The 18,601-nt window shown below is 66.4% G+C and carries 18 protein-coding genes; 9 read left to right on the top strand and 9 right to left on the bottom strand.

Going from position 1 to position 18,601, the window contains the following annotated elements:
• Positions 1 to 304 precede the first annotated feature (304 nt).
• A complete protein-coding gene (locus AC1DY7_RS25960; RefSeq protein ID WP_477496618.1) occupies positions 305 to 1,183 on the bottom strand; it encodes an oxygenase MpaB family protein in 879 nt (292 codons plus the stop codon).
• 89 nt (positions 1,184 to 1,272) lie between these two features.
• On the opposite strand from AC1DY7_RS25960, the gene AC1DY7_RS25955 reads away from it, so the two are divergent.
• Positions 1,273 to 1,881, top strand: coding sequence for a TetR/AcrR family transcriptional regulator (locus AC1DY7_RS25955; protein ID WP_477496617.1), 609 nt, complete (start codon positions 1,273 to 1,275; stop codon positions 1,879 to 1,881).
• A gap of 84 nt (positions 1,882 to 1,965) precedes the next feature.
• Here the strand turns inward: AC1DY7_RS25955 and AC1DY7_RS25950 are convergent, their stop codons facing one another.
• Positions 1,966 to 2,535 (bottom strand): VOC family protein, encoded by a 570-nt coding sequence (locus AC1DY7_RS25950; protein ID WP_477496616.1) that lies wholly within the window; start codon positions 2,533 to 2,535, stop codon positions 1,966 to 1,968.
• Positions 2,536 to 2,597: 62 nt separating this feature from the next.
• Between AC1DY7_RS25950 and AC1DY7_RS25945 the strand changes: the two genes are divergently transcribed.
• From AC1DY7_RS25945 to AC1DY7_RS25930, 4 genes are all read left to right on the top strand, one after another.
• Positions 2,598 to 3,248, top strand: a complete 651-nt coding sequence (locus AC1DY7_RS25945) for a TetR/AcrR family transcriptional regulator (protein WP_477496615.1) — start codon at positions 2,598 to 2,600, stop codon at positions 3,246 to 3,248.
• Entirely contained in the window at positions 3,245 to 4,378 is a 1,134-nt protein-coding gene (locus AC1DY7_RS25940; RefSeq protein ID WP_477496614.1) for an alpha/beta hydrolase family protein, read from the top strand. Before AC1DY7_RS25945 ends, AC1DY7_RS25940 begins: the two co-directional genes overlap by 4 nt.
• Positions 4,354 to 5,328 (top strand): 2-hydroxyacid dehydrogenase, encoded by a 975-nt coding sequence (locus AC1DY7_RS25935; RefSeq protein ID WP_477496613.1) that lies wholly within the window; start codon positions 4,354 to 4,356, stop codon positions 5,326 to 5,328. Before AC1DY7_RS25940 ends, AC1DY7_RS25935 begins: the two co-directional genes overlap by 25 nt.
• A gap of 74 nt (positions 5,329 to 5,402) precedes the next feature.
• On the top strand, positions 5,403 to 7,601 hold the full coding sequence (locus AC1DY7_RS25930; protein ID WP_477496612.1) for an acyl-CoA dehydrogenase: 2,199 nt from the start codon (positions 5,403 to 5,405) through the stop codon (positions 7,599 to 7,601).
• Between the two features lie 72 nt (positions 7,602 to 7,673).
• Here AC1DY7_RS25930 and AC1DY7_RS25925 read toward each other — a convergent pair whose 3' ends face one another.
• Positions 7,674 to 8,453 (bottom strand): SDR family NAD(P)-dependent oxidoreductase, encoded by a 780-nt coding sequence (locus tag AC1DY7_RS25925; protein WP_477496611.1) that lies wholly within the window; start codon positions 8,451 to 8,453, stop codon positions 7,674 to 7,676.
• Positions 8,454 to 8,493: 40 nt separating this feature from the next.
• On the bottom strand, positions 8,494 to 10,164 hold the full coding sequence (gene fadD2, locus AC1DY7_RS25920; protein ID WP_477496610.1) for a long-chain-fatty-acid--CoA ligase FadD2: 1,671 nt from the start codon (positions 10,162 to 10,164) through the stop codon (positions 8,494 to 8,496).
• Between the two features lie 55 nt (positions 10,165 to 10,219).
• On the opposite strand from fadD2, the gene AC1DY7_RS25915 reads away from it, so the two are divergent.
• Together AC1DY7_RS25915 and AC1DY7_RS25910 are read left to right on the top strand one after the other, a co-directional pair.
• Positions 10,220 to 11,440, top strand: coding sequence for a DNA polymerase domain-containing protein (locus AC1DY7_RS25915; RefSeq protein ID WP_477496609.1), 1,221 nt, complete (start codon positions 10,220 to 10,222; stop codon positions 11,438 to 11,440).
• Positions 11,441 to 11,662: 222 nt separating this feature from the next.
• Entirely contained in the window at positions 11,663 to 12,085 is a 423-nt protein-coding gene (locus tag AC1DY7_RS25910; RefSeq protein WP_477496608.1) for an STAS domain-containing protein, read from the top strand.
• Positions 12,086 to 12,239: 154 nt separating this feature from the next.
• Here AC1DY7_RS25910 and AC1DY7_RS25905 read toward each other — a convergent pair whose 3' ends face one another.
• On the bottom strand, positions 12,240 to 13,040 hold the full coding sequence (locus AC1DY7_RS25905; RefSeq protein ID WP_477496607.1) for an acyl-CoA thioesterase: 801 nt from the start codon (positions 13,038 to 13,040) through the stop codon (positions 12,240 to 12,242).
• A gap of 60 nt (positions 13,041 to 13,100) precedes the next feature.
• Here AC1DY7_RS25905 and AC1DY7_RS25900 point away from each other — a divergent pair, with 60 nt between their 5' ends.
• Positions 13,101 to 13,850, top strand: a complete 750-nt coding sequence (locus tag AC1DY7_RS25900; RefSeq protein ID WP_477496606.1) for an SDR family NAD(P)-dependent oxidoreductase — start codon at positions 13,101 to 13,103, stop codon at positions 13,848 to 13,850.
• On the opposite strand, the gene AC1DY7_RS25895 is transcribed toward AC1DY7_RS25900, so the two are convergent.
• Complete coding sequence (locus AC1DY7_RS25895; protein WP_477496605.1) at positions 13,752 to 14,912, bottom strand: hypothetical protein; 1,161 nt, start codon at positions 14,910 to 14,912, stop codon at positions 13,752 to 13,754. The two genes, AC1DY7_RS25900 and AC1DY7_RS25895, sit on opposite strands and share 99 nt — an antisense overlap.
• Positions 14,912 to 15,820 (bottom strand): metal-dependent hydrolase, encoded by a 909-nt coding sequence (locus tag AC1DY7_RS25890; RefSeq protein ID WP_477496604.1) that lies wholly within the window; start codon positions 15,818 to 15,820, stop codon positions 14,912 to 14,914. The genes AC1DY7_RS25895 and AC1DY7_RS25890 overlap by 1 nt, the downstream gene beginning before the upstream one ends.
• An 88-nt stretch (positions 15,821 to 15,908) precedes the next feature.
• Here AC1DY7_RS25890 and AC1DY7_RS25885 point away from each other — a divergent pair, with 88 nt between their 5' ends.
• The gene (locus AC1DY7_RS25885) at positions 15,909 to 16,505 is read left to right on the top strand and encodes a TetR/AcrR family transcriptional regulator (RefSeq protein WP_477496603.1); all 597 of its coding nucleotides are present in this window, start codon (positions 15,909 to 15,911) and stop codon (positions 16,503 to 16,505) included.
• On the opposite strand, the gene AC1DY7_RS25880 is transcribed toward AC1DY7_RS25885, so the two are convergent.
• Complete coding sequence (locus AC1DY7_RS25880) at positions 16,498 to 17,574, bottom strand: NAD(P)H-dependent amine dehydrogenase family protein (protein WP_477496602.1); 1,077 nt, start codon at positions 17,572 to 17,574, stop codon at positions 16,498 to 16,500. The two genes, AC1DY7_RS25885 and AC1DY7_RS25880, sit on opposite strands and share 8 nt — an antisense overlap.
• Positions 17,571 to 18,599, bottom strand: coding sequence for a Rieske 2Fe-2S domain-containing protein (locus tag AC1DY7_RS25875; RefSeq protein WP_477496601.1), 1,029 nt, complete (start codon positions 18,597 to 18,599; stop codon positions 17,571 to 17,573). Before AC1DY7_RS25875 ends, AC1DY7_RS25880 begins: the two co-directional genes overlap by 4 nt.
• Positions 18,600 to 18,601: the final 2 nt, after the last annotated feature.

Here is an 18,601-nt window from a genome sequence, read left to right as displayed (position 1 = left end):
CCTTCGCGCAGGGGCGCAAAGCCGCCTGCCGTCTCCTTAAGTTTGCCTATGCTAACTCGGGTGAAGTTAGCATTGCATTAACTAACTGTCGAGACGTTGCGCGACGGCTGCGCCAGTGACACCAGTCACCGGAGGCGGGGGCTCGCCGCCCTAGCTGGGCGAATCGACGGCGAGCAGAGTTGGGCAAGGATGACGCGCGCGCGAAGGCGTAACTTCGCTGGCAGCGGGCTTTCGGGTACAGCGAAGACGGCCACTCATCGAGTGGCACGACGTCATGCAGCAAACATGGTCACCGCGTATGCAGTCACACCAGCGGACGGCCCGTCCGGATGCGCCAGTCCAGGTCTTTGAGCAAGACGTTGAACGGGAACTTCCGGACGAAGCCGGGCGCCGCGTTGTTCGCGACGCGCAAAACCTTCATCAACCGGTCGAACTGACGTTGCCGGCGCGCATCCCAGGGCAGGCGCATCTCGTCGCGAAAACGCTGCGGCAGGAAGCCCGTCGTGACGAGTCCGGCCCAATACTCGGAGCGGCGCTGCAGCGGTCCCGGCAACCGCACGCCCCGCACCCGCGCCACCGCGATCGGGTAGAGGTAGTCGCGCACCGTGTCGTCGATGTGCACCTGATCCAGCGACTCGTCCCAGTATTTGTCGAACGCCGCGCGGTCGGCCGGCCACATCTCGGGCGTGACCTGCAGGGTGGTGCCGAGCGTGATGCCGTCGCGGTAGTGCTGGTCGGCCGTCTCTTCGTCCATCTCGCCGATGAACAGCCGGTAGATGTCGACCGCGCCCTTGTAGAGACACGCCGCGACCCACAACTGCAGGTTCTTGTCGAAAGCGTTGTATTTGACCGGACTTTCGTCGGTCGAGTGCACCTGGGCGTGCGCTCCGTTGACCGCACGGCGGAAGGCGGCCTTCTGCGCATCGGTGCCACGCCCGGCCACCGCGAGATAGGTGAAGGTGGTGCGAGCCCGCTTGACCGGATGCAGGTCGGTCCGTCCGCTCTCGACCTTGCTCTCGACGACGCCGTATCCCACGCCGGGCCGGGCCAGCTGCATGATCACGTTGGCCGGACCCGCCAGCAATGCCACGCCCATCAGGCCGTCGTCGACGCTGGCCCCCCACCGGGCCTTGCGCACCGGGAGGAGCGCGGTCTCGTTGATGGGACGTTCGGCGATCGTCATTGATTACCCCTACAGAGCGTGTGCGCAAAAGTGAGAACGAAAGTTTCCTGATCTTGCCTTCCGTACTGGACAGGTGTCAAGATGGCAGCATGACGCAGGTCAGGCCGTATCGCGGCGTCGAGGCGCCGCAGCGAATGGCCGACCGGCGCCGCCGCTTCATCGAGGCCGGCCTCGACCTGCTCGGCGGCAGCACCGAGGAGCTCACCGTCCGCGCCATCTGCCGGCAGTCCGGGGTGGCCACCCGGCACTTCTACGAAGCGTTCACCGACAAGGACGAGTTCGTCGCGGCGGTGTTCGACTCGGTGATCACCGAGGTCGCGACGACGACCCAGGCCGCCGTGGCGGCCGTCCCGTTCGCCGAGCAGAACCGCGCCGGCATCACCAACCTGGTGCAGACCGTCGGCGAGGACACCCGGGTCGGGCGGTTGCTGTTCGATCCGCATCTGTCCAATGCGGTGGTGATGCGCAAGCGGGCCGACCTGGGCGGGGTGTTCGCGATCCTGGCCGGCCAGCACCTGCAGGCTGCGCTGCAACGTGCGGAGAACCCGCATATCAAGGCCGTGGCCCATTTCGTGGTCGGCGGCGTCAGTCAGACCATCAACGCATGGTTGACGGGCACCATCGAGTTCGGTCGCGACGAGCTGATCGACCAGTTGACGACGCTGCTCGACGGGTTTGCCGACCCCCGGCTGTACTGAGCTATCTCCCGCGAACGTTGATTACCGCTCGAAGACACGCGGGTGCCTTCGAGCGGTAATCAACGTTCGCGGGTAGGGGGCGCGCTACACCTTGACGTGGCGGTCGGCCGCGGTCCGGGGTGCCACCTTCGCCTCGTCCGGGTTGAAGTCCTTGATCCAGCAGGCGAATTCGAGGGTGATGCCGTCGGGGTCCTGGAAATAGAAGGACCGCACGTAGACGCCGGGGTGCAGGGTCGGCGACGCCTGCCATTCGCTCTCGTCGTGATTGAGCACCGGCCCGACGCGAATACCCTTCGCCTTCAGCTTCTCCCGGTACTCGTCGAACTTCTCCGGCGGCACGTGAAAGGCCAGGTGGTTCATGGTGGACACGGCGCTGGTGATCTCGCCGAGGCCGGGCAGGGCGATCGGTGCGGAGATGCCGGGCACGCCGTCGGGCGCGTCGGTGAACCAGAAGAACGCCACGCAGTCACCGTGGCCGGCGTCGAAGAAGAAGTGCTGGCCCATGCCGCCGGGCAGATCGATCGCCTTGATCAGCGGCATACCGAGCACGCCGGAGTAGAAGTCGACGGTGCGCGCCATGTCCGAGGACACCAGCGCGACGTGGTTGATGCCGCCGAGCGCGAACTCGGTGTTGGGATTGTCCGGCCTGATCATGATGACCCCTCCCTCTGGCGCAGATGCGAATCTGAACCTAACATCAGATTCAGATTCGATCAATGCTGCGACGGGAGGCCAGGAGCATCGAGACCGCACGCGTTCAACTCCCGACCGTCCGCGGCCGCCAGACCCAGGCCGCTCTGGACAGCGCCGCGCGGAATGTCATCGCGCGCAAGGGAATTCTTGCCGCCACGGTCGCGGACATCGCCGCCGAAGCCGGCCGTTCCACGGCGTCGTTCTACAACTACTACGACTCCAAGGAGGCGATGGTCCGGGACTGGGCCCTGCGATTCCGCGACGAGGCCCGCGTCCGGGCCCGCGCCGCCGCCGAACCCGGTCTGACCAATGCCGAACGGGCGCACGCCGCCGCGGCGGCCCACTGGCACACCTACCGGCACCGGCTCGCCGAGATCATCAGCGTTTCGCAGCTGGCCATGATCAGCGACGACTTCGCGCAGTACTGGGCGGACATCTGCGCCCTGCCCATCAGCCTGGTCACCGCCATGGTCGAAGACGCTCAGCAGCAAGGGTTCTGCGCCGACGACGATCCCAGCCTGGTGGCGGTGGCGCTGGTGTCGATGCTCAATCAGTTCTGCTACACCAAGCTGTCCGGCAACGGCGCCGGCACCGCGGACGACGGCGCCTGTATCACCACCCTGGCCAACATCTTCTACCGAACGATCTACCACAAGGAGGCTGCCGCACCATGAGCAAGAGTGCTGCCGCCGGCGTCACCCGCGAGTTCGTGGGACTGGACTCACCGACCGCCCTGCGCGCGGGTGCCGGTGGCCACCCCTGCCAGGGCCTCTACCACCGCGGCGTCGGGCGAAAGCCCAAGATCGCGATGATCGCCACGCACTATCAGATCGATTTCTCCGAGCACTACCTCGCCGACTACATGGCCACCCGCGGTATCGGCTTCCTCGGCTGGAACACCCGGTTCCGGGGATTCGAGAGCAGCTTCCTGCTGGACCACGCCCTGGTCGACATCGGGGTGGGAGTCCGCTGGCTGCGCGAGGTGCAGGGCATCGAAACCGTGATCCTGCTCGGCAATTCCGGCGGCGGATCGCTGATGTCGGCGTATCAAGCACAGGCGCTGCACAACCATGTCCGGCCCACCCTCGACGGGATGCGGCCCGCGGCCGGGTTGGCCGATCTGCCCCCCGCCGACGGCTACGTCGCCAGTGCCGCACACCCGGGGCGCCCGGATGTGCTCACCGCATGGATGGACGCCGCGGTGATCGACGAGAACGACGCGGTGGCGACCGACGCCGCGCTGGATCTGTTCGAGGAGAAGAACGGTCCTCCCTACTGCGCGGACTTCCTCGCCCGCTACCGGGCCGCCCAGATCGCCCGCAACGAGGCCATCACCGACTGGGCAGAAGCCGAACTGGAACGGGTACGCGCGGCCGGTTACTCCGACCGTCCCTTCACCGTGCTGCGCACCTGGGCCGACCCCCGGATGGTCGACCCCACCCTGGAGCCCACCAAACGGCAGGGCAACCTGTGCTACGCGGGAACTCCGATGCACGCCAACCGATCTGCCCGCGGGATCGCCGCGGCCTGCACGCTGCGCAGCTGGCTCGGCATGTGGAGCCTGCGGTACGCCCAGACCCGGGCCGAACCGCATCTGGCACTGATCGACTGCCCGGCCCTGGTGATCAACGCCGACCAGGACACCGGCGTGTTCCCGTCGGACGCCCAACGTATCCACGCCGCACTCGCGTCGACGGACAAGACGGTGTGCTCCATCGACACCGATCATTACTTCACCACTCCGGGTGCGCGTAGTGAGCAGGCCGATACCATCGCCAAATGGATCGCCAAACGGTGGAAGTAAGGGTTCTCGCGCACTTCACGCCCGGCGCGAAGGTCCTGGATTTCGTTGCACCGGAGTCTGATTGGCTCGACATCCGGTGGTGCGCCGAGGACGACGACGAGACCTTCTACCGCGAACTCCCCGACGCCGAGGTGATCTGGCATGTGCTGCGGCCGCTCTCGGGTGCCGAACTGGACCGGGCCGCGAACGCGAAGCTGGTGCACAAACTGGGCGCCGGGGTGAACACGATCGACGTCACCACCGCCACCCGGCGCGGTATCGCGGTGGCCAACATGCCGGGCGCCAATGCGCCGTCGGTCGCCGAGGGCACCCTGCTGCTCATCCTGGCGGCGCTGCGCCGGCTGCCCCAACTGGACCGCGCCACCCGGGAGGGCCGCGGGTGGCCGTCGGATCCCGATCTGGGTGAAACGGTGCGCGACATCGGCGGTTGCACCGTCGGCCTGGTGGGTTACGGCAACATCGCCAAGCAGGTCGAAAGAATCGTGCTGGCCATGGGCACTCCGGCTGCCAAGGTCGTGCACACCAGCACACGCGACGACGGGACACCCGGCTGGCGCTCGCTGCCCGACCTGCTGGCGGCCGCCGACATCGTCTCGCTGCACCTGCCGCTGAACGAGCACACCCATCACCTGCTCGGCCCCAGCGAACTGGCCGCGATGAAACCCGGTGCGGTCCTGGTGAACACGTCGCGTGGGCCGATCGTCGACGAAACGGCCCTGGTCGACGTGCTGCGGTCCGGCCACCTGGCCGCAGCCGGGCTGGACGTCTTCGAAACCGAACCGGTGCCGCCCGGCACTCCCCTGCTCAGCCTCGACAACGTCGTGGTCACCCCCCACGTCACCTGGTACACCGTGGACACCATGCGTCGATATCTGGAGATGGCCGTCGACAACTGCCGCCGGCTCCGGGACGGTGCGTCGCTGGCCCACCTGGTTAACGAAGTCAGATAGCCCCCTCTCAGTGGCGCGGGTCACGTCAGGGGTACCCTCGTTCCCAACCGACCGGTTAATAGGGAAGGGCGCATATGCCTATCGCGATCAATCCTGAGCACAACGACCTGGCCGATTCGGTCCGGTCCCTGGTGGCCAAGGTGGCCCCCGCCGAGGTGCTGCACGAAGCGCTGGAGACCCCGATCTCCAATCCGCCGAGCTACTGGAAGGCGGCGGCCGAACAGGGCCTGCAGGGCGTACACCTCGCCGAAGAGGTCGGCGGCCAAGGCTTCGGCATCCTCGAACTGGCGATCACCCTCGCCGAGTTCGGTTACGGCGCCGTACCGGGACCCTTCGTCCCCTCGGCCATCGCCAGCGCGCTGATCTCCGCCAACGATCCGAAATCCGCACTGCTGGAAGGCCTGGCCGCCGGTGACACCATCGCCGCCTACGCCATCGACTCCGGGCTGACCGCCACCCGCCAGGACGACACCCTCGTCATCCGCGGTGAGGTGCGTGCCGTGCCCGCCGCAGCGCAGGCGTCACTGCTGGTGCTCCCGGTGTCCGGCCTGGGTGAGGCAAGCAGCGTGCAATGGGTGGTGCTGGACGCCGACACGCTGGAAATCGAGCCGGTGACCAGCGTCGACCCGCTGCGCCCGCTGGCCCATGTGCGGGCCAACGCCGTCGAGGTCGGTCTGGACCGCGTGCTGTCCAACCTCCCCCGCGCGCACGCCCGCGCGCTCATCACCACGCTGCTCTCGGCCGAGAGCGTCGGCGTCGCCCGCTGGGCCACCGACACCGCCACCGAGTACGCGAAGATCCGCGAACAGTTCGGCCGTCCCATCGGCCAGTTCCAGGCCATCAAGCACAAGTGCTCCGGCATGATCGCCGAAACCGAGCGGGCCACCGCTGCGGTGTGGGACGCCTCGCGCGCCCTCGACGAGTACCGAAATGGCGACGACGACAGCCACTTCGAGTTCGCCGCCGCCGTCGCCGGCACGCTGGCACCGGTGGCGACGCAGCACTGCGCCCAGGAGTGCATCCAGGTGCACGGTGGCATCGGCTTCACCTGGGAGCACGACGCCAACATCTACTACCGTCGTGCGCTCGTGCTGGCGGCCAGCTTCGGCCGGGCCGCCGACTACCCGCAGTTGGTCGTGGACACCGCCACCAATACCGGTCTGCGCGACCTCGACATCGACCTCGATCCGGACACCGAGAAGCTCCGCGAGGAGATCCGCGCCGAGGTCGCCGCGCTGAAAGCCATTCCGCGCGAAGAACGTAACGCCGCGATCGCCGAGGGCGGCTGGGTGCAGCCGCACCTGCCCACGCCGTGGGGACGCAACGCCGGCCCCATCGAGCAGATCATCACCGCGCAAGAGTTCAGCACCGGAAAGGTCGCCCGCCCCAACATGGGGATCGCCGCGTGGATCATCCCGTCGATCGTCGCCTACGGCACCGATGAACAGCAGCAGCAGTTCCTCTCACCCACCTTCCGCGGTGAGATGATCTGGTGCCAGCTGTTTTCCGAGCCCGGCGCCGGTTCGGATCTGGCCAGCCTGAGCACCAAGGCCACCAAGGTCGACGGTGGGTGGCGGATCACGGGACAGAAGATCTGGACCACGGGTGCGCAGTACTCGCAGTGGGGCGCGCTGCTGGCCCGCACGGACCCGAGCGCCCCCAAGCACAACGGCATCACCTACTTCCTGCTGGACATGAAATCGCCTGGGGTGGAAGTCAAACCGCTGCGCGAGCTCACCGGTGACGCGATGTTCAACACCGTGTTCATCGACGACGTGTTCGTGCCGGATTCGATGGTGCTGGGCGAGGTGGACCGCGGCTGGGAGGTCAGCCGCAACACCCTGACCAATGAGCGGGTGTCGATCGGCAGCGGCGAGCCGCCGTTCCTGGCCAGCCTGGACCAGTTCGTGAAGTTCATCGGCGAGGGCCAGTTCGATCAGATCGAGCAGAATCACGCGGGCAAGCTCATCGCGGAGGGCTACGCGGCCAAGGTGCTCAACCTGCGCTCGACGCTGCTGACGCTGGCCGGCGGGGACCCGATGCCCGCCGCCGCCATCTCGAAGTTGTTGTCGATGAAGACCGGACAGGGTTACGCCGAGTTCGGGGTGTCCTCCTTCGGCACCGACGGCGCGGTCGGTGACAAGGAACAGATCACCGGCACGTGGGCCGACTACCTGTTGTTCAGCCGGGCGACGACGATCTACGGCGGTACCACCGAGGTGCAGCTGAACATCATCGCCGAGCGCCTGCTGGGCCTGCCCCGCGACCCGTAATCCATAGCGCCGAGACTACGGTTTGTGTCGCGGATTGACGAAAATCACGCCACAAAACGTAGTTTCGGCGAACTAAGGGAGAATCGAGTCCACGTAGCCGCCGTCGACGCGCAACGCGCCGCCGGTGGTGGCCGACGCCAGCGGTGATGCGAGATAGGTCACCATGTTGGCGATCTCATCCGGCTCGATGAGCCGCTGCAGCAGGGATTGCGGGCGGTGCTTGCGCATGAACTCGCGCTGGGCCTCGTCCCACGGCAGATTCTTGTCGACCAGCTCGTAGACGAAGTCCTCGACGCCCGCGGTGTGCGTCGGCCCGGCGATCACCGAGTTCACGGTCACCCCGGTGCCCGCGGCATCCTTCGCGAACCCGCGCGATACGGCCAGCAGCGCGGTCTTGGAGACGCCGTAGTGGATCATCTCCTCGGGGATGACGATGGCGGAGTCGCTGGCGATCTGGATCGCCCGGCCCCAGCCACGGTCCGTCATGCCCGGCAGGTAGGCGCGGATAAGGCGCACCGCGGCAAGGACATTCACCTCGAAGTAGCTGCGCCACAGCTCGTCGGTGACCTCGCGGGCCGGCACCGCACCGAAGATGCCGAGATTGTTGACCAGGATGTCCACCTCGGGCAGGACGGCCAGCAGCTCGGCCGCGCCCTCGGCGGTACTGACGTCGGCGGCCACCCCGAACGCGTCACCGCCGAGGGTGGCCACCGCTTCGTCGACGCGGGATGCGGTGCGGCCGTTGACCGCCACCCGCGCGCCGCTGCCGGCCAAGCCCTGCGCGATGGCCAGCCCGATGCCCTGAGTGGAACCCGTGACGAGTGCCGTCTTTCCGGAGAGGTCGATATTCACGAGCTATAACTACCCTCCGGCCGGCCCATCTATTCCGGACTCAGAGTTCGCGCAGCTCGCGTTTGAGGATCTTTCCCGTCGGGTTACGCGGGAGTTCGTCGAGGAAGACCACCTCGCGCGGCACCTTGTAGCGGGCCAGGTTCTCCTTGACGTAGGTCTTGATCGCCTCTTCGTCGACGGACGCGCCCTCGGTCTTCACGACGAAAGCACGCAGCCGGTGGCCCCATTCCTTGTCCTCCACGCCCAGCGCGGTCGCCTCGACCACCTCGGGGTGTCCGCTGATGAGATCCTCGACCTCGGCGGGGAAGACGTTCTCACCGCCGCAGACGATCATCTCGTCGTCGCGGCCCGACACGAACAGCAGACCGCTCTCATCGAAGTAGCCGACGTCGCCCGAGGACAGCATGCCGTCGATGATCTGCTTGCCACCGCCACCGGTGTAGCCCTCGAACGGGAACGTGTTGCGTACGAAGATCCGCCCCACCTCACCCTGCGGAAGCTCGGTTCCGTTGTCGTCCAAGATCTTCACGGTGATGCCCTTGACCGGCGGGCCCACCGTCGCCGGATTCTTGGACAGGTCCTTGGGCCGGGCGATGGAGGCGAACGCGATCTCGGTCGAGCCGTACAGGTTGTAGACCACCGGGCCCAGATCCTTGAGCGCGCGGGTGGCCAGTTCGGCGCCCAACTGCGAGCCGGACACGAACACGATCCGCAGGCTGGACAGGTTCGGCTTCTGCTGGGTCTTCTCCAGTTCGTCGAGCGTGCGGGACAGCATCACCGGCACCACGACGATCGCGGTCACCTTGTGCTTCTCGACGTCGGCCAGCACGGTCGCCGGCTTGAAGCGCCTGCGCAGCACCAGGGTGGTGCCCAGCATCATCGCGATGGTGGCGTGCAGGAAGCCCAGCGCGTGGAACATCGGCGCCGGCAGCGAGGTCACCTCACCGGATTTGAACGGCACGTGCGACAGCACGCCGCCGATCGGTGCGAGCGACGGCGGGGTGCTGCGATTGGCGCCCTTGGGGGTACCGGTGGTGCCGCTGGTCAGGATGATCACCGACGAGTGCTTGGAGGCCTTCGGCGCGGGCTGCTTGCTGCTGTGCTTGATGAGGTCGGCGAGGGTGTCGTCGGTGCCCGACGGCTCATCCGGCTTGTCCGGATTCGTGGCCAGGGCGCGCAGCTTGCCCAGCGGGGGGTCCGCCTGCGCCACGGCGGCGGTGTACTCGTCGTCGTAGATGACCAGCTTGGCGCCCTCACGCTCGGACACCTCTTTGATCTGCGGACCGGAGAACTCGCTGTTGAGCAGGATGATCCGGGCCCCGACCCGGGCCGCGCCGTAGACGGCGATGAGGAACCAGCGGTGATTGCGGATCAGCAGCGCGACACCGTCACCGCCGCGGACGCCCTTGTTGCGCAGCCCGTTGGCCACGGCGTGCGCGGCCTGATCCAGTTCGGCGAAGGTGATTTCACCGTCGTCGTCGATGACGGCGGTCCGGTCCGGGTAGCGGCGCGCGTTGAGCGCCGGGATCATGCCGAACTCGCCCCAGCGCCGGATGTCGGCGAGCATGGCGACGAAATTCTGTGGTGGCTCGAGCTTGAACGCGCCCGCCTCGAACATCTTGCGGGCGTAGTGCAGCTCGGCCGAGCCACGGTCGAAGTATTGCTGGGCTTTCGCCGCCGCCTGCACGGGCAGGTCGAAGAGACTGGGCATACGGCCACACTATGTGACACACGTCGCACCCGGGCCGGTAACTACCATGGGCTCCATGGCCGACGCGGTCTCACTGGATGTGGGCGGCCGGCAGGTACCGATCAGCAATCCCGGCAAGGTGGTCTTCCCCGACGCGGGAGTGACCAAGAGGGACCTGATCGACTATTACCTCGCCGTCGCCGGTGGCGCGCTGCGTGGTGTCGCGGACCGGCCGATGATCCTGAAGCGCTTCGTCAAGGGCATCTCACAGGAGGCGATCTTCCAGAAGCGCGCGCCGGAGAAACGGCCGGACTGGATCAGCGTCGCCGAGCTCAAGTACGCCTCGGGTACGTCGGCCAAGGAGGCAGTGCTCACCGATCCGGCGGGCCTGGTCTGGGCCGTCAACCTCGGCTGTGTCGACCTGAACCCGCACCCGGTGCGGGCCGCTGACCTGGACCATCCCGACGAACTTCGGGTCGATCTGGACCCCATGCCCGGGGTGGACTGGCAGCAGATCCTGGCCGTGGCGCAGGTGGCCCGCGAGGTGCTCGACGACCATGGGCTGACCGCCTGGCCGAAGACGTCCGGGTCGCGGGGATTCCACATCTATGCACGCATCCATCCGCACTGGCCGTTCAAGCAGGTCCGGTTGGCCGCCGAGACGGTGGCGCGAGAGGTCGAACGCAGGGCGGCGCATCTCGCCACCGCACGCTGGTGGAAGGAAGAGCGCGGCGAGCGGGTGTTCGTCGACTTCAACCAGAACGCGAAGGACCGCACCGTCGCCTCGGCGTACTCGGTGCGGGCGACCCCGGACGCCCGGGTGTCCACCCCACTGCACTGGGACGAGGTGCCGGACTGCCGGGCCGAGGCGTTCACCGTCGCCACCGTCCCCGCGCGGTTCGCCACGATCGGCGATCCCTGGGAAAACATGGACGACGCCCCCGGCGGCCTGGAACCGCTGCTGGCGCTGGCCAAGGAGATGGGGCCGGCCGAGAAACCCCCGAAGGGCACCGGCAAGCGGACGATGACCATGCCGCTCATCGAGGTCGCGCGGACCAAGACCCGCGACGAGGCGATGGCGGCGCTGGACGTCTGGCGTGGCCGTCATCGGGCGGCGGCCGACCTGCTGACACCGGTGGATGTGCTGGTCGACGGGATGCGCGGACCGAGCTCGATCTGGTACCGGGTACGGGTCAATCTCCAGCACGTGCCCGAGCAGGAACGCCCCCCGCAGGAGCCGCTGATCGCCGACTATTCGCCGTGGGACGGGTACCGCGGCGGACAGTTTCAACGCTGAGCGCAATTTGAGGCTACTCAACAGTAAGTTGACGTCAATTACTGAGGACTAATCTTAAGCAATATGAAATATGTTGCGCAGCAACACAATTGAAAACTCTCAGCAAACCCTTACGCGCATTTCAGGCGTAAGTCTTAGCAAAGTATTAATGCGTACTCCCAGGTACCTTAAATTCGGCCGATAACTTCAGTGTTAGTTCCACACATCGAAGGGAGGCATTACATGACGATCGCATTCCGCTACGGCAACCCGGCGGTCGACTGTGACGGTGCCCAGCTGCGTGCACAGTGCCGCCATCTGGCGACCGTTGCGACGCTCACGGGAGTCATCGACGACGCCAACTTCGACCACCTCACCCACCGGGTCCGGCAGATGGTTCTCACCGAGAAGCCTTTTGTCCTCGACCTGAGCGGCGTGACGGGACTGTCCGCCCGCGGCGTATCCCTGCTCTACGGACTCGATGACGAGTGCGACCTGGCCGGGGTCGAATGGGCGCTGGTCGCCAGCCCGCAGGTTCTCGACATCCTGGAAATGCTCGACGACGCCTTCCCGATCACCGCATCGGTGCCCGAGGCGCTGCATCACTTCGCCGAGGGCACCCTTGCCCGCCGGCGTCTGCTCCCGCTGCTTCACAAGACCGCATAACAAAGAAAGGCGGATCACATGTTGCTCGACGTTCGCTGGTTGACCGCTCTCGTTCGCCGTCACCGCAAGCACGCCCACTAACTTCAACGTCAGAAGCCTGGCTGGCGAGTCACCCGACTCGCCGGTCAGGCTTTTTTCGGTTCAGCCGGCCCGTTCAGCCCTTGTAATAGACCAACTGATGCGTCGTGGCCAGCAGGCCGCCCGTCCGGCTCCAGATCTGCGCCGTCTGATCGAAGTGCCCGGCACCGAATCGCTGAGCTCGGGCCACACCCAGCACGAAGTCGTCACCCTGAGCCGCGAGTTCAGCCTCGTCGGCATGGAAGTAGACGGTGAATGAGATGGTGCCGGCCGGCATCAGCTGGCCGCGCCGTAGATAGACCCGCGGATAGAAGATGTCGCACACCGCGCTCAGGGACGCGAAATCCAGTCCCCGCGCCGGCTTGTCCCTGACCCACATGACGGTCTGCGAGGACGGCGACGGTGCTGGGTCGGTAGCCGGGATGGCGCCTTCGACGAAGCGGATGTCGTAATTGCCCAGCCACACCACACCCAGCGGATTCGCGCCTACACCGATCTCGTCCGGCGACGGCACCACCGGCGGCGCCAACTCGGTATCGGCCCACGTCTCGCGGCGCACGGCGAACACCGCAGTGGCCGTGGTCTTCACCTCGCCGCCCTGACTCAGCTCGACGTACCAATGCTGATTGGACCGGTTGGTGCGCACGGCTCGCGCCTGGACGTCGAAGCCCCCGTCCACGATCGGCGCCAGATAGTTCACCGTGAGCGCGACGGGAAATCCGTGCACGTCGGGCTGGAGTTCGATGGCCCGGAGCATGGTGGCCGCGGTGATGCCACCGAACGGGCCGACCATGTTCGCCCATTCCGGGACCGTCCGCCCGCGTAACCGGTCCTCATCCAGAGCTTCCAGTGCAATGCCGTCATCGAACACCGTCATCGGCGAGACATTACCGCGAATCCTTTGACAGGCTAACCAGTAAGGCTTACCGTGACCGCCATGGCAGCCCTTGCAGGTCGGCGCATCCTGGTGACCGGCGCGGCGACCGGGATCGGCGCGGCGGCGGTTCATGTCCTCGGCGACGCCGGCGCACGGGTGGCCGCCACCTATCACTCCACGCCACCGCCCGAGGGCCTGGCCGCGACCTGGTTGCGGTGTGACGCCCGCGATCCTGAGTCGGTGCAGCACGCGGTCGATGCGGCGGTCGACGCGCTGGGCGGCCTCGACGTCCTGGTGAACGCCGCCGGGTTGTGGCAGGCCGGCGTACCCGGTCACATCACCGCCGACCAGATCGACTCACTACTGGCCACCAACGTCCGAGCCACCATCCTGACCAATCAGGCGGCCCACGCCGTCCTGCGCGAAAAGGGCGGTGCCATCATCAATTTCGGGTCAGCGGAAGCCGTCATGGGCAGCCCGATCTCGGCCGCCTACGCCGCCAGCAAGGGCGCGGTGCAGGCGTGGACGCGGTCGGCCGCCAAAGCCTGGGCCGCCGACCGCGTCACCGTGAATGCGCTGGCTCCGGCGGTGGAGACGCCGGGGGCCGAACGCCTGCGGGACTTCCTCGGCCCGGACGTCGCGAAATTCATCGACCAACAGTTGAAATCGACGATCCCGCTGGGCGGAAAACTCGGCGATCCGGCGGACCAGTTAGGTCCCGCCCTGGTGTTCCTGTGCAGTGCGGGCGCCGGTTTCATCACCGGGCAGCTGATTCCGGTCGACGGCGGCCTGATCATGGTGGGCGGCTGAGAAACCCACGCCGGCCACACACGACGCCGCCAGCACCAGCGACACCGCGGCGTACGCCAGATTGCCGACCGGCGTGCCGTCTGCGGTGACACCGTCGACGGCCGCGAAGTAGGCAGGCAGCGCGGTCAGCCACAACAGAGTCAGCACCCCGAGGTAGACCGGCCCGAACACCGCCACGAAACGATTCGACTCGGCGCGGCCCGCCCGCCACTGCCTGAGCAGAACCGGGATGGCGACCGCCGCGATCGCCACCAGTTCGAGGGCGAACACCACGGCCTGCGCGGTGACGTTCGGCCGCTCCCCGCCGAACAGTGAGAACGGGATGCTCAAGACGGCGACACCGATGGGTACCAGGGCACCGGCAATCACCGTGCACCACAACAGGTCTGGTACCGAGTACGTCCGCCCGGCCCGCACCAGGCGGGTGACGAGCAGCACCAGCACTCCGGGTCCGAGCGCCGCGAAGATCACCACGCTGGTCATCGGTACCGAGGCCAGCATCGGGTGGTTCAGATTGTTGTCGGTGTTCCAGGCCCACCAACGCAGTTGCGGACCCAGCTGATCGAACACCTCGTAGAAGCAGTGGTGCACGAAGCCGACGCAGACCGCTCCCACCACGACGCCACGGTCGCGGAACACCCCGAACGCGCGCACGATCTCATACGCCAGCGTCGCCAGCGCGGGATAGAGCGCCACGATGTACAGCGGGAGTCGCTCGAACAGGAACTGCACCGTGAACACGTTGTGCGCGAACACCACTCCGACGTGATCCTGCACCCCGAAGACATCGGGGAAGTACAGCGGTATCTCGATCGCCAGCAGGTACAAGCCGGACGCGAACCACAGCACCAGATTGGTGGCGTCGCCGTCGCGGCGCAGCCGGCGGATCGCCCACCACAACGCGAACACCGCGCCGGCCACCATCATCAACTCGAGCACCGGCAACGTCGAGTTCGACAGCGCGAACGGATTGCGCAGGTGCACCACCGCGGGTGCACCACGGCAGGTGAAATCTCCCACCCGATGCGCTATCTCGTCGAATATCGCATTGCACTGCGACATCAGCGCACCGCCTCGGCCGTGTACCACCGGGTGACGTCGCCGCCGTCGTCCCACCGCCGGAACCAGCGGTCCGCGAGTTCCGGCAACGGTTCACGCTCCGGGTTGTGAAACGGTGTCTGGCTGAGCAACACCCGGCCGGCGGCGACCATCCGTTGCCTCCGCGGCACGGCGGCGAAGGCAGTTCCCGGCCCACCGCCTGCCCGCCCGAGTTTCTGTCGCAGTGCCTGGCGCATCCCGTAGGCCGGCAGCAGCGTGCGGGCGTCCACCTGCCGCTCCTCCTCGGGGATGTGCGCGTTGGCGCCGTCGGCGATGATGGCCAGCACCCCGATCATGTGCTTGACCACCCCGGGTAGCGCCCGCAGCCGGTACCAACTGCTGCCCACGACGGCGTCGTAGATGACCAGCGCCGAACTGCGGTGCTCCACCTCTTCGACGAAGTGCCATACCAGTAGCGAGGCGACGCGTTCGTCGCCCGGCCGGAACAGCGCGTCGTCGTTGTCCAGCATCATCTTGAAGCTCGGCGTGAAGGTCGCCTCGAGGTCGGCGACATAGGCCAGCCGGAACTCCAGCGGCGTGGTGGCGGTGACCCGGTCGAAGCTGGCCGTCACGGCGTCGAAGGTCTGCTGCAGTCCGGGATAGCTCTTGATCAGCGCCGTGACGTGCTTGCGGTGGGTGCTGGAGTGCTGGGCTTCCTGACGCAGGAAGGCCGTCGCCTCGGCGGCGACGGCGGGATCGGTGATCAGCGGTTTTGCTTCCTGAACCGCGGCGACGATCATCTGCTCGAACCCTACGGCCAGCATCGATGTCGCGTTCATGAAGAACGAGAACGCCGGATTCTGCGGGTTCCAGTTCCACGGCACGTCCGCGGTGAAGTCGAACTTCGGCCGGCGCACCTCGAGATCGGTCATCGGACCCTCCCAGATCAATTGATTACACACTTTGTCGCATTGTGTAACTTGTGCATTGTTAGTCGAAGGATCTGGAAGAGTCAACGTCGTGGGACGCAAAGGATGGGGCGGTGCACCACCGGCCGACGACGCCGAGGCGCGCAAACGGATCATCGATGCCACGCGGACGATGATCGACGAGCGCGGCGCCGGTGCGACCGCGCTGGCCGACGTGGCCGACTCACTCGGCATCACCCGCAGGACCATCTACCGCTACTTCACCGGCACCGAGGACCTGTTCACGGCGGTGGCCGAGGTGAGCCTCGAGGGTTTCGTCACCGACATCGGGGCCATGACCGCGAACCTGGATGTCACCGAACAGCTCGTCGAGGTGGTTGCGCACATCATCGAGCGGCTCCCCCACGAGCCGCTACTGGAATTGCTCCTGGCCAATGACCGCACCAACAGCTTCAGCCGCGGCATGCTCACGCCAGATGTCATCACCCGCTGCCGAACCATGCTCCGGCACACCCATATTGATTGGGCAGCAATAGGTTACGAGGACACCACACTCGACGAACTCATCGAGTTCCTGCTACGCAACATCCAGTCGATGATCGTCGCGCCGACCGACCCGCCGCGCTCGGGCGCGCGCCTGCGGGCCTACCTGCGACGCTGGATCGGACCGGCGCTGACGCTCACCTGAAGCGACCGGCGAACCCACGCAGCGGCAGGTCGGCGCTGGTGAGCAGACCCGGACGGGCGGCCACCACCGACTTGATGGCGTTCAGCGCCGGCAGACCCGTGACGGTCATGCCGATGGAAGCGAAGCTCGTCGGGTCGGACAGGTCGACGCCGGGCTTCGGGAAGATCATGTGCTTGTTGTAGACGCACGGGTCACCCATGACCTGAGTGATGTAGCAGCCCTTGATATCCCAGCTCGGGTCGGTGTGCGGGGTCATCTGCCATTCGAGATGGGTTTCGATCTTCGGTACGCCACCGACCATGCCCTGGTACTTGATGTAGTTGCCGCCGAGCGAGCCCTTGGGCAGCTGGTACCAGCCCAGGTCGACATCCTTGGTGCAGGCGCCGAGTTCATAGCTGAACTTCACCTCGTCGAGTTGCACGTCGAAGCAGTCCGCCATTAGCAGCACACTGTCGGCGAACACCCGGGTGTACTTCTCCAGCATGTCGGGCAGTCTCGGGTCGTCGACGGGCAGCCCGTAGCCGACCTCTTTCCAGGTGTCGGCCGAATGGTGACAGGACACGTCCACCGACTCGATGGTGGTGACGTTGTCGATCTCGGCGACGTCGGCCGAACACAGCACGCCCAGAATCTGATTCAGACCCGGGTTCATCCCGGTGCCGTAGAACGTCACTCCGCCCTTGGCGGCAGCCGCAGCCAGCACCTCGCTCACCGGGCGACCCGACGGGTGCGGATGGTTCGAGTCCCGATGCCAACCGGTGATCCAGTCCGCGGTGGTGACGATATTGATCCCGGCCTCAAGGACTTTCACGTAGAGGTCCTCATCAGGGAAGACGCCGTGGAAGGTGAGCACATCCGGTTTGGCGGCGATGATCTCCTCGACCGTGCCGGTCGCGATCACCCCGTTGGGCTCCAGGCCGACGATCTCACCCGCGTCCCGGCCGATCTTGTCCGTTGAGTAGCAATGTAATCCGATGAGTTCGAGGTCGGGATGCGCGGCGATGCGCTTGATCATCTCGGAGCCGACGTTGCCGGTGGCGACCTGGAAGACGCGGATCTGCTGGGTCATAGGGTGTCAACCTCTCTGATTCTGGCCAGGTCCGCAGCGGAGCCGCCGCGACCGTCGGGATAGAACTGGACCGCCCACTTGCGGATCGCCGTGAAGCCCTCATACTCGGCGGTCGCCAGGGCCGGCGGATCCGAATAGCGTTGGTGTTTCCAGATATCGATGTCCTGGGCGAACTGGCGGATCACCTCGTCGCCGAACATCCGCGCCTTGTCCTCGGTGCGTTGATCATCGCGTCCGGGGGTGCGCCCGATGTAGACCATGAACCGTACATCGGAGGTGCGGTCGTCGACCGGGGTGACCGCGGAGATGGTGCGGTTGTCGATCATCCCCCAGCTCTTTGTCACCGCGATCCCCAGTCCGCCGTTGATCGCCTCGACCCCGCTGTCGACGTCTTCGATGCGCTGGCCGTCGTCACCTTCGAAGGTGATGGTGAAGTCGACGTAGGACCACGGCTCGGCGAAGTCGTGGCGGGTGAAGACGGGGACGATCGGCGTCTTGTGCACGAACTTGAAGTGGGCGAAGTCGACGCCGTTCTCCAGCACGTACTGCGGGTGGATCTCCAGCGACTCGGCGTGCAGGCGTTGTTGCGGGTAGTAGTCCTCGGCGGTGCGGTCGCCGAAGTCCGCGAAGATGTCGGGGACCTCGAAATACGGTGCCCTGCCCTCGATGTCATGCCAGATATAGACGGATTCGTTGCGCTCGGCCACCGGATAGGTCGTCATCCGGCGCCCCCGGTTGGGCCGGTCCTGGTACGGGATGCAGACGTTGCGCCCCTCGTGGTTCCACTGCCATCCATGGAACGGGCATTCGATGACCTCGCCCTCGACGTGGCCGCCATGCCCGAGGTGCGCGCCGAGATGTTCGCAGTAGGCGTCCATGACGGTCAGACGCCCGGATTGCGCCCGCCACGCGATCATCTCGCGCCCGAAGTACGTCATCCGGTGCACATCGGCGACACCGATCTCGGCGGACCACGCCACCTGGAACCAGCCCGTCGGGACCATCGACAACGGCGGTTTTGCCATGG

Source organism: Mycobacterium sp. P2_H7, assembly GCF_056403275.1.
This window is presented reverse-complemented; position numbering and strand designations above follow the sequence as displayed.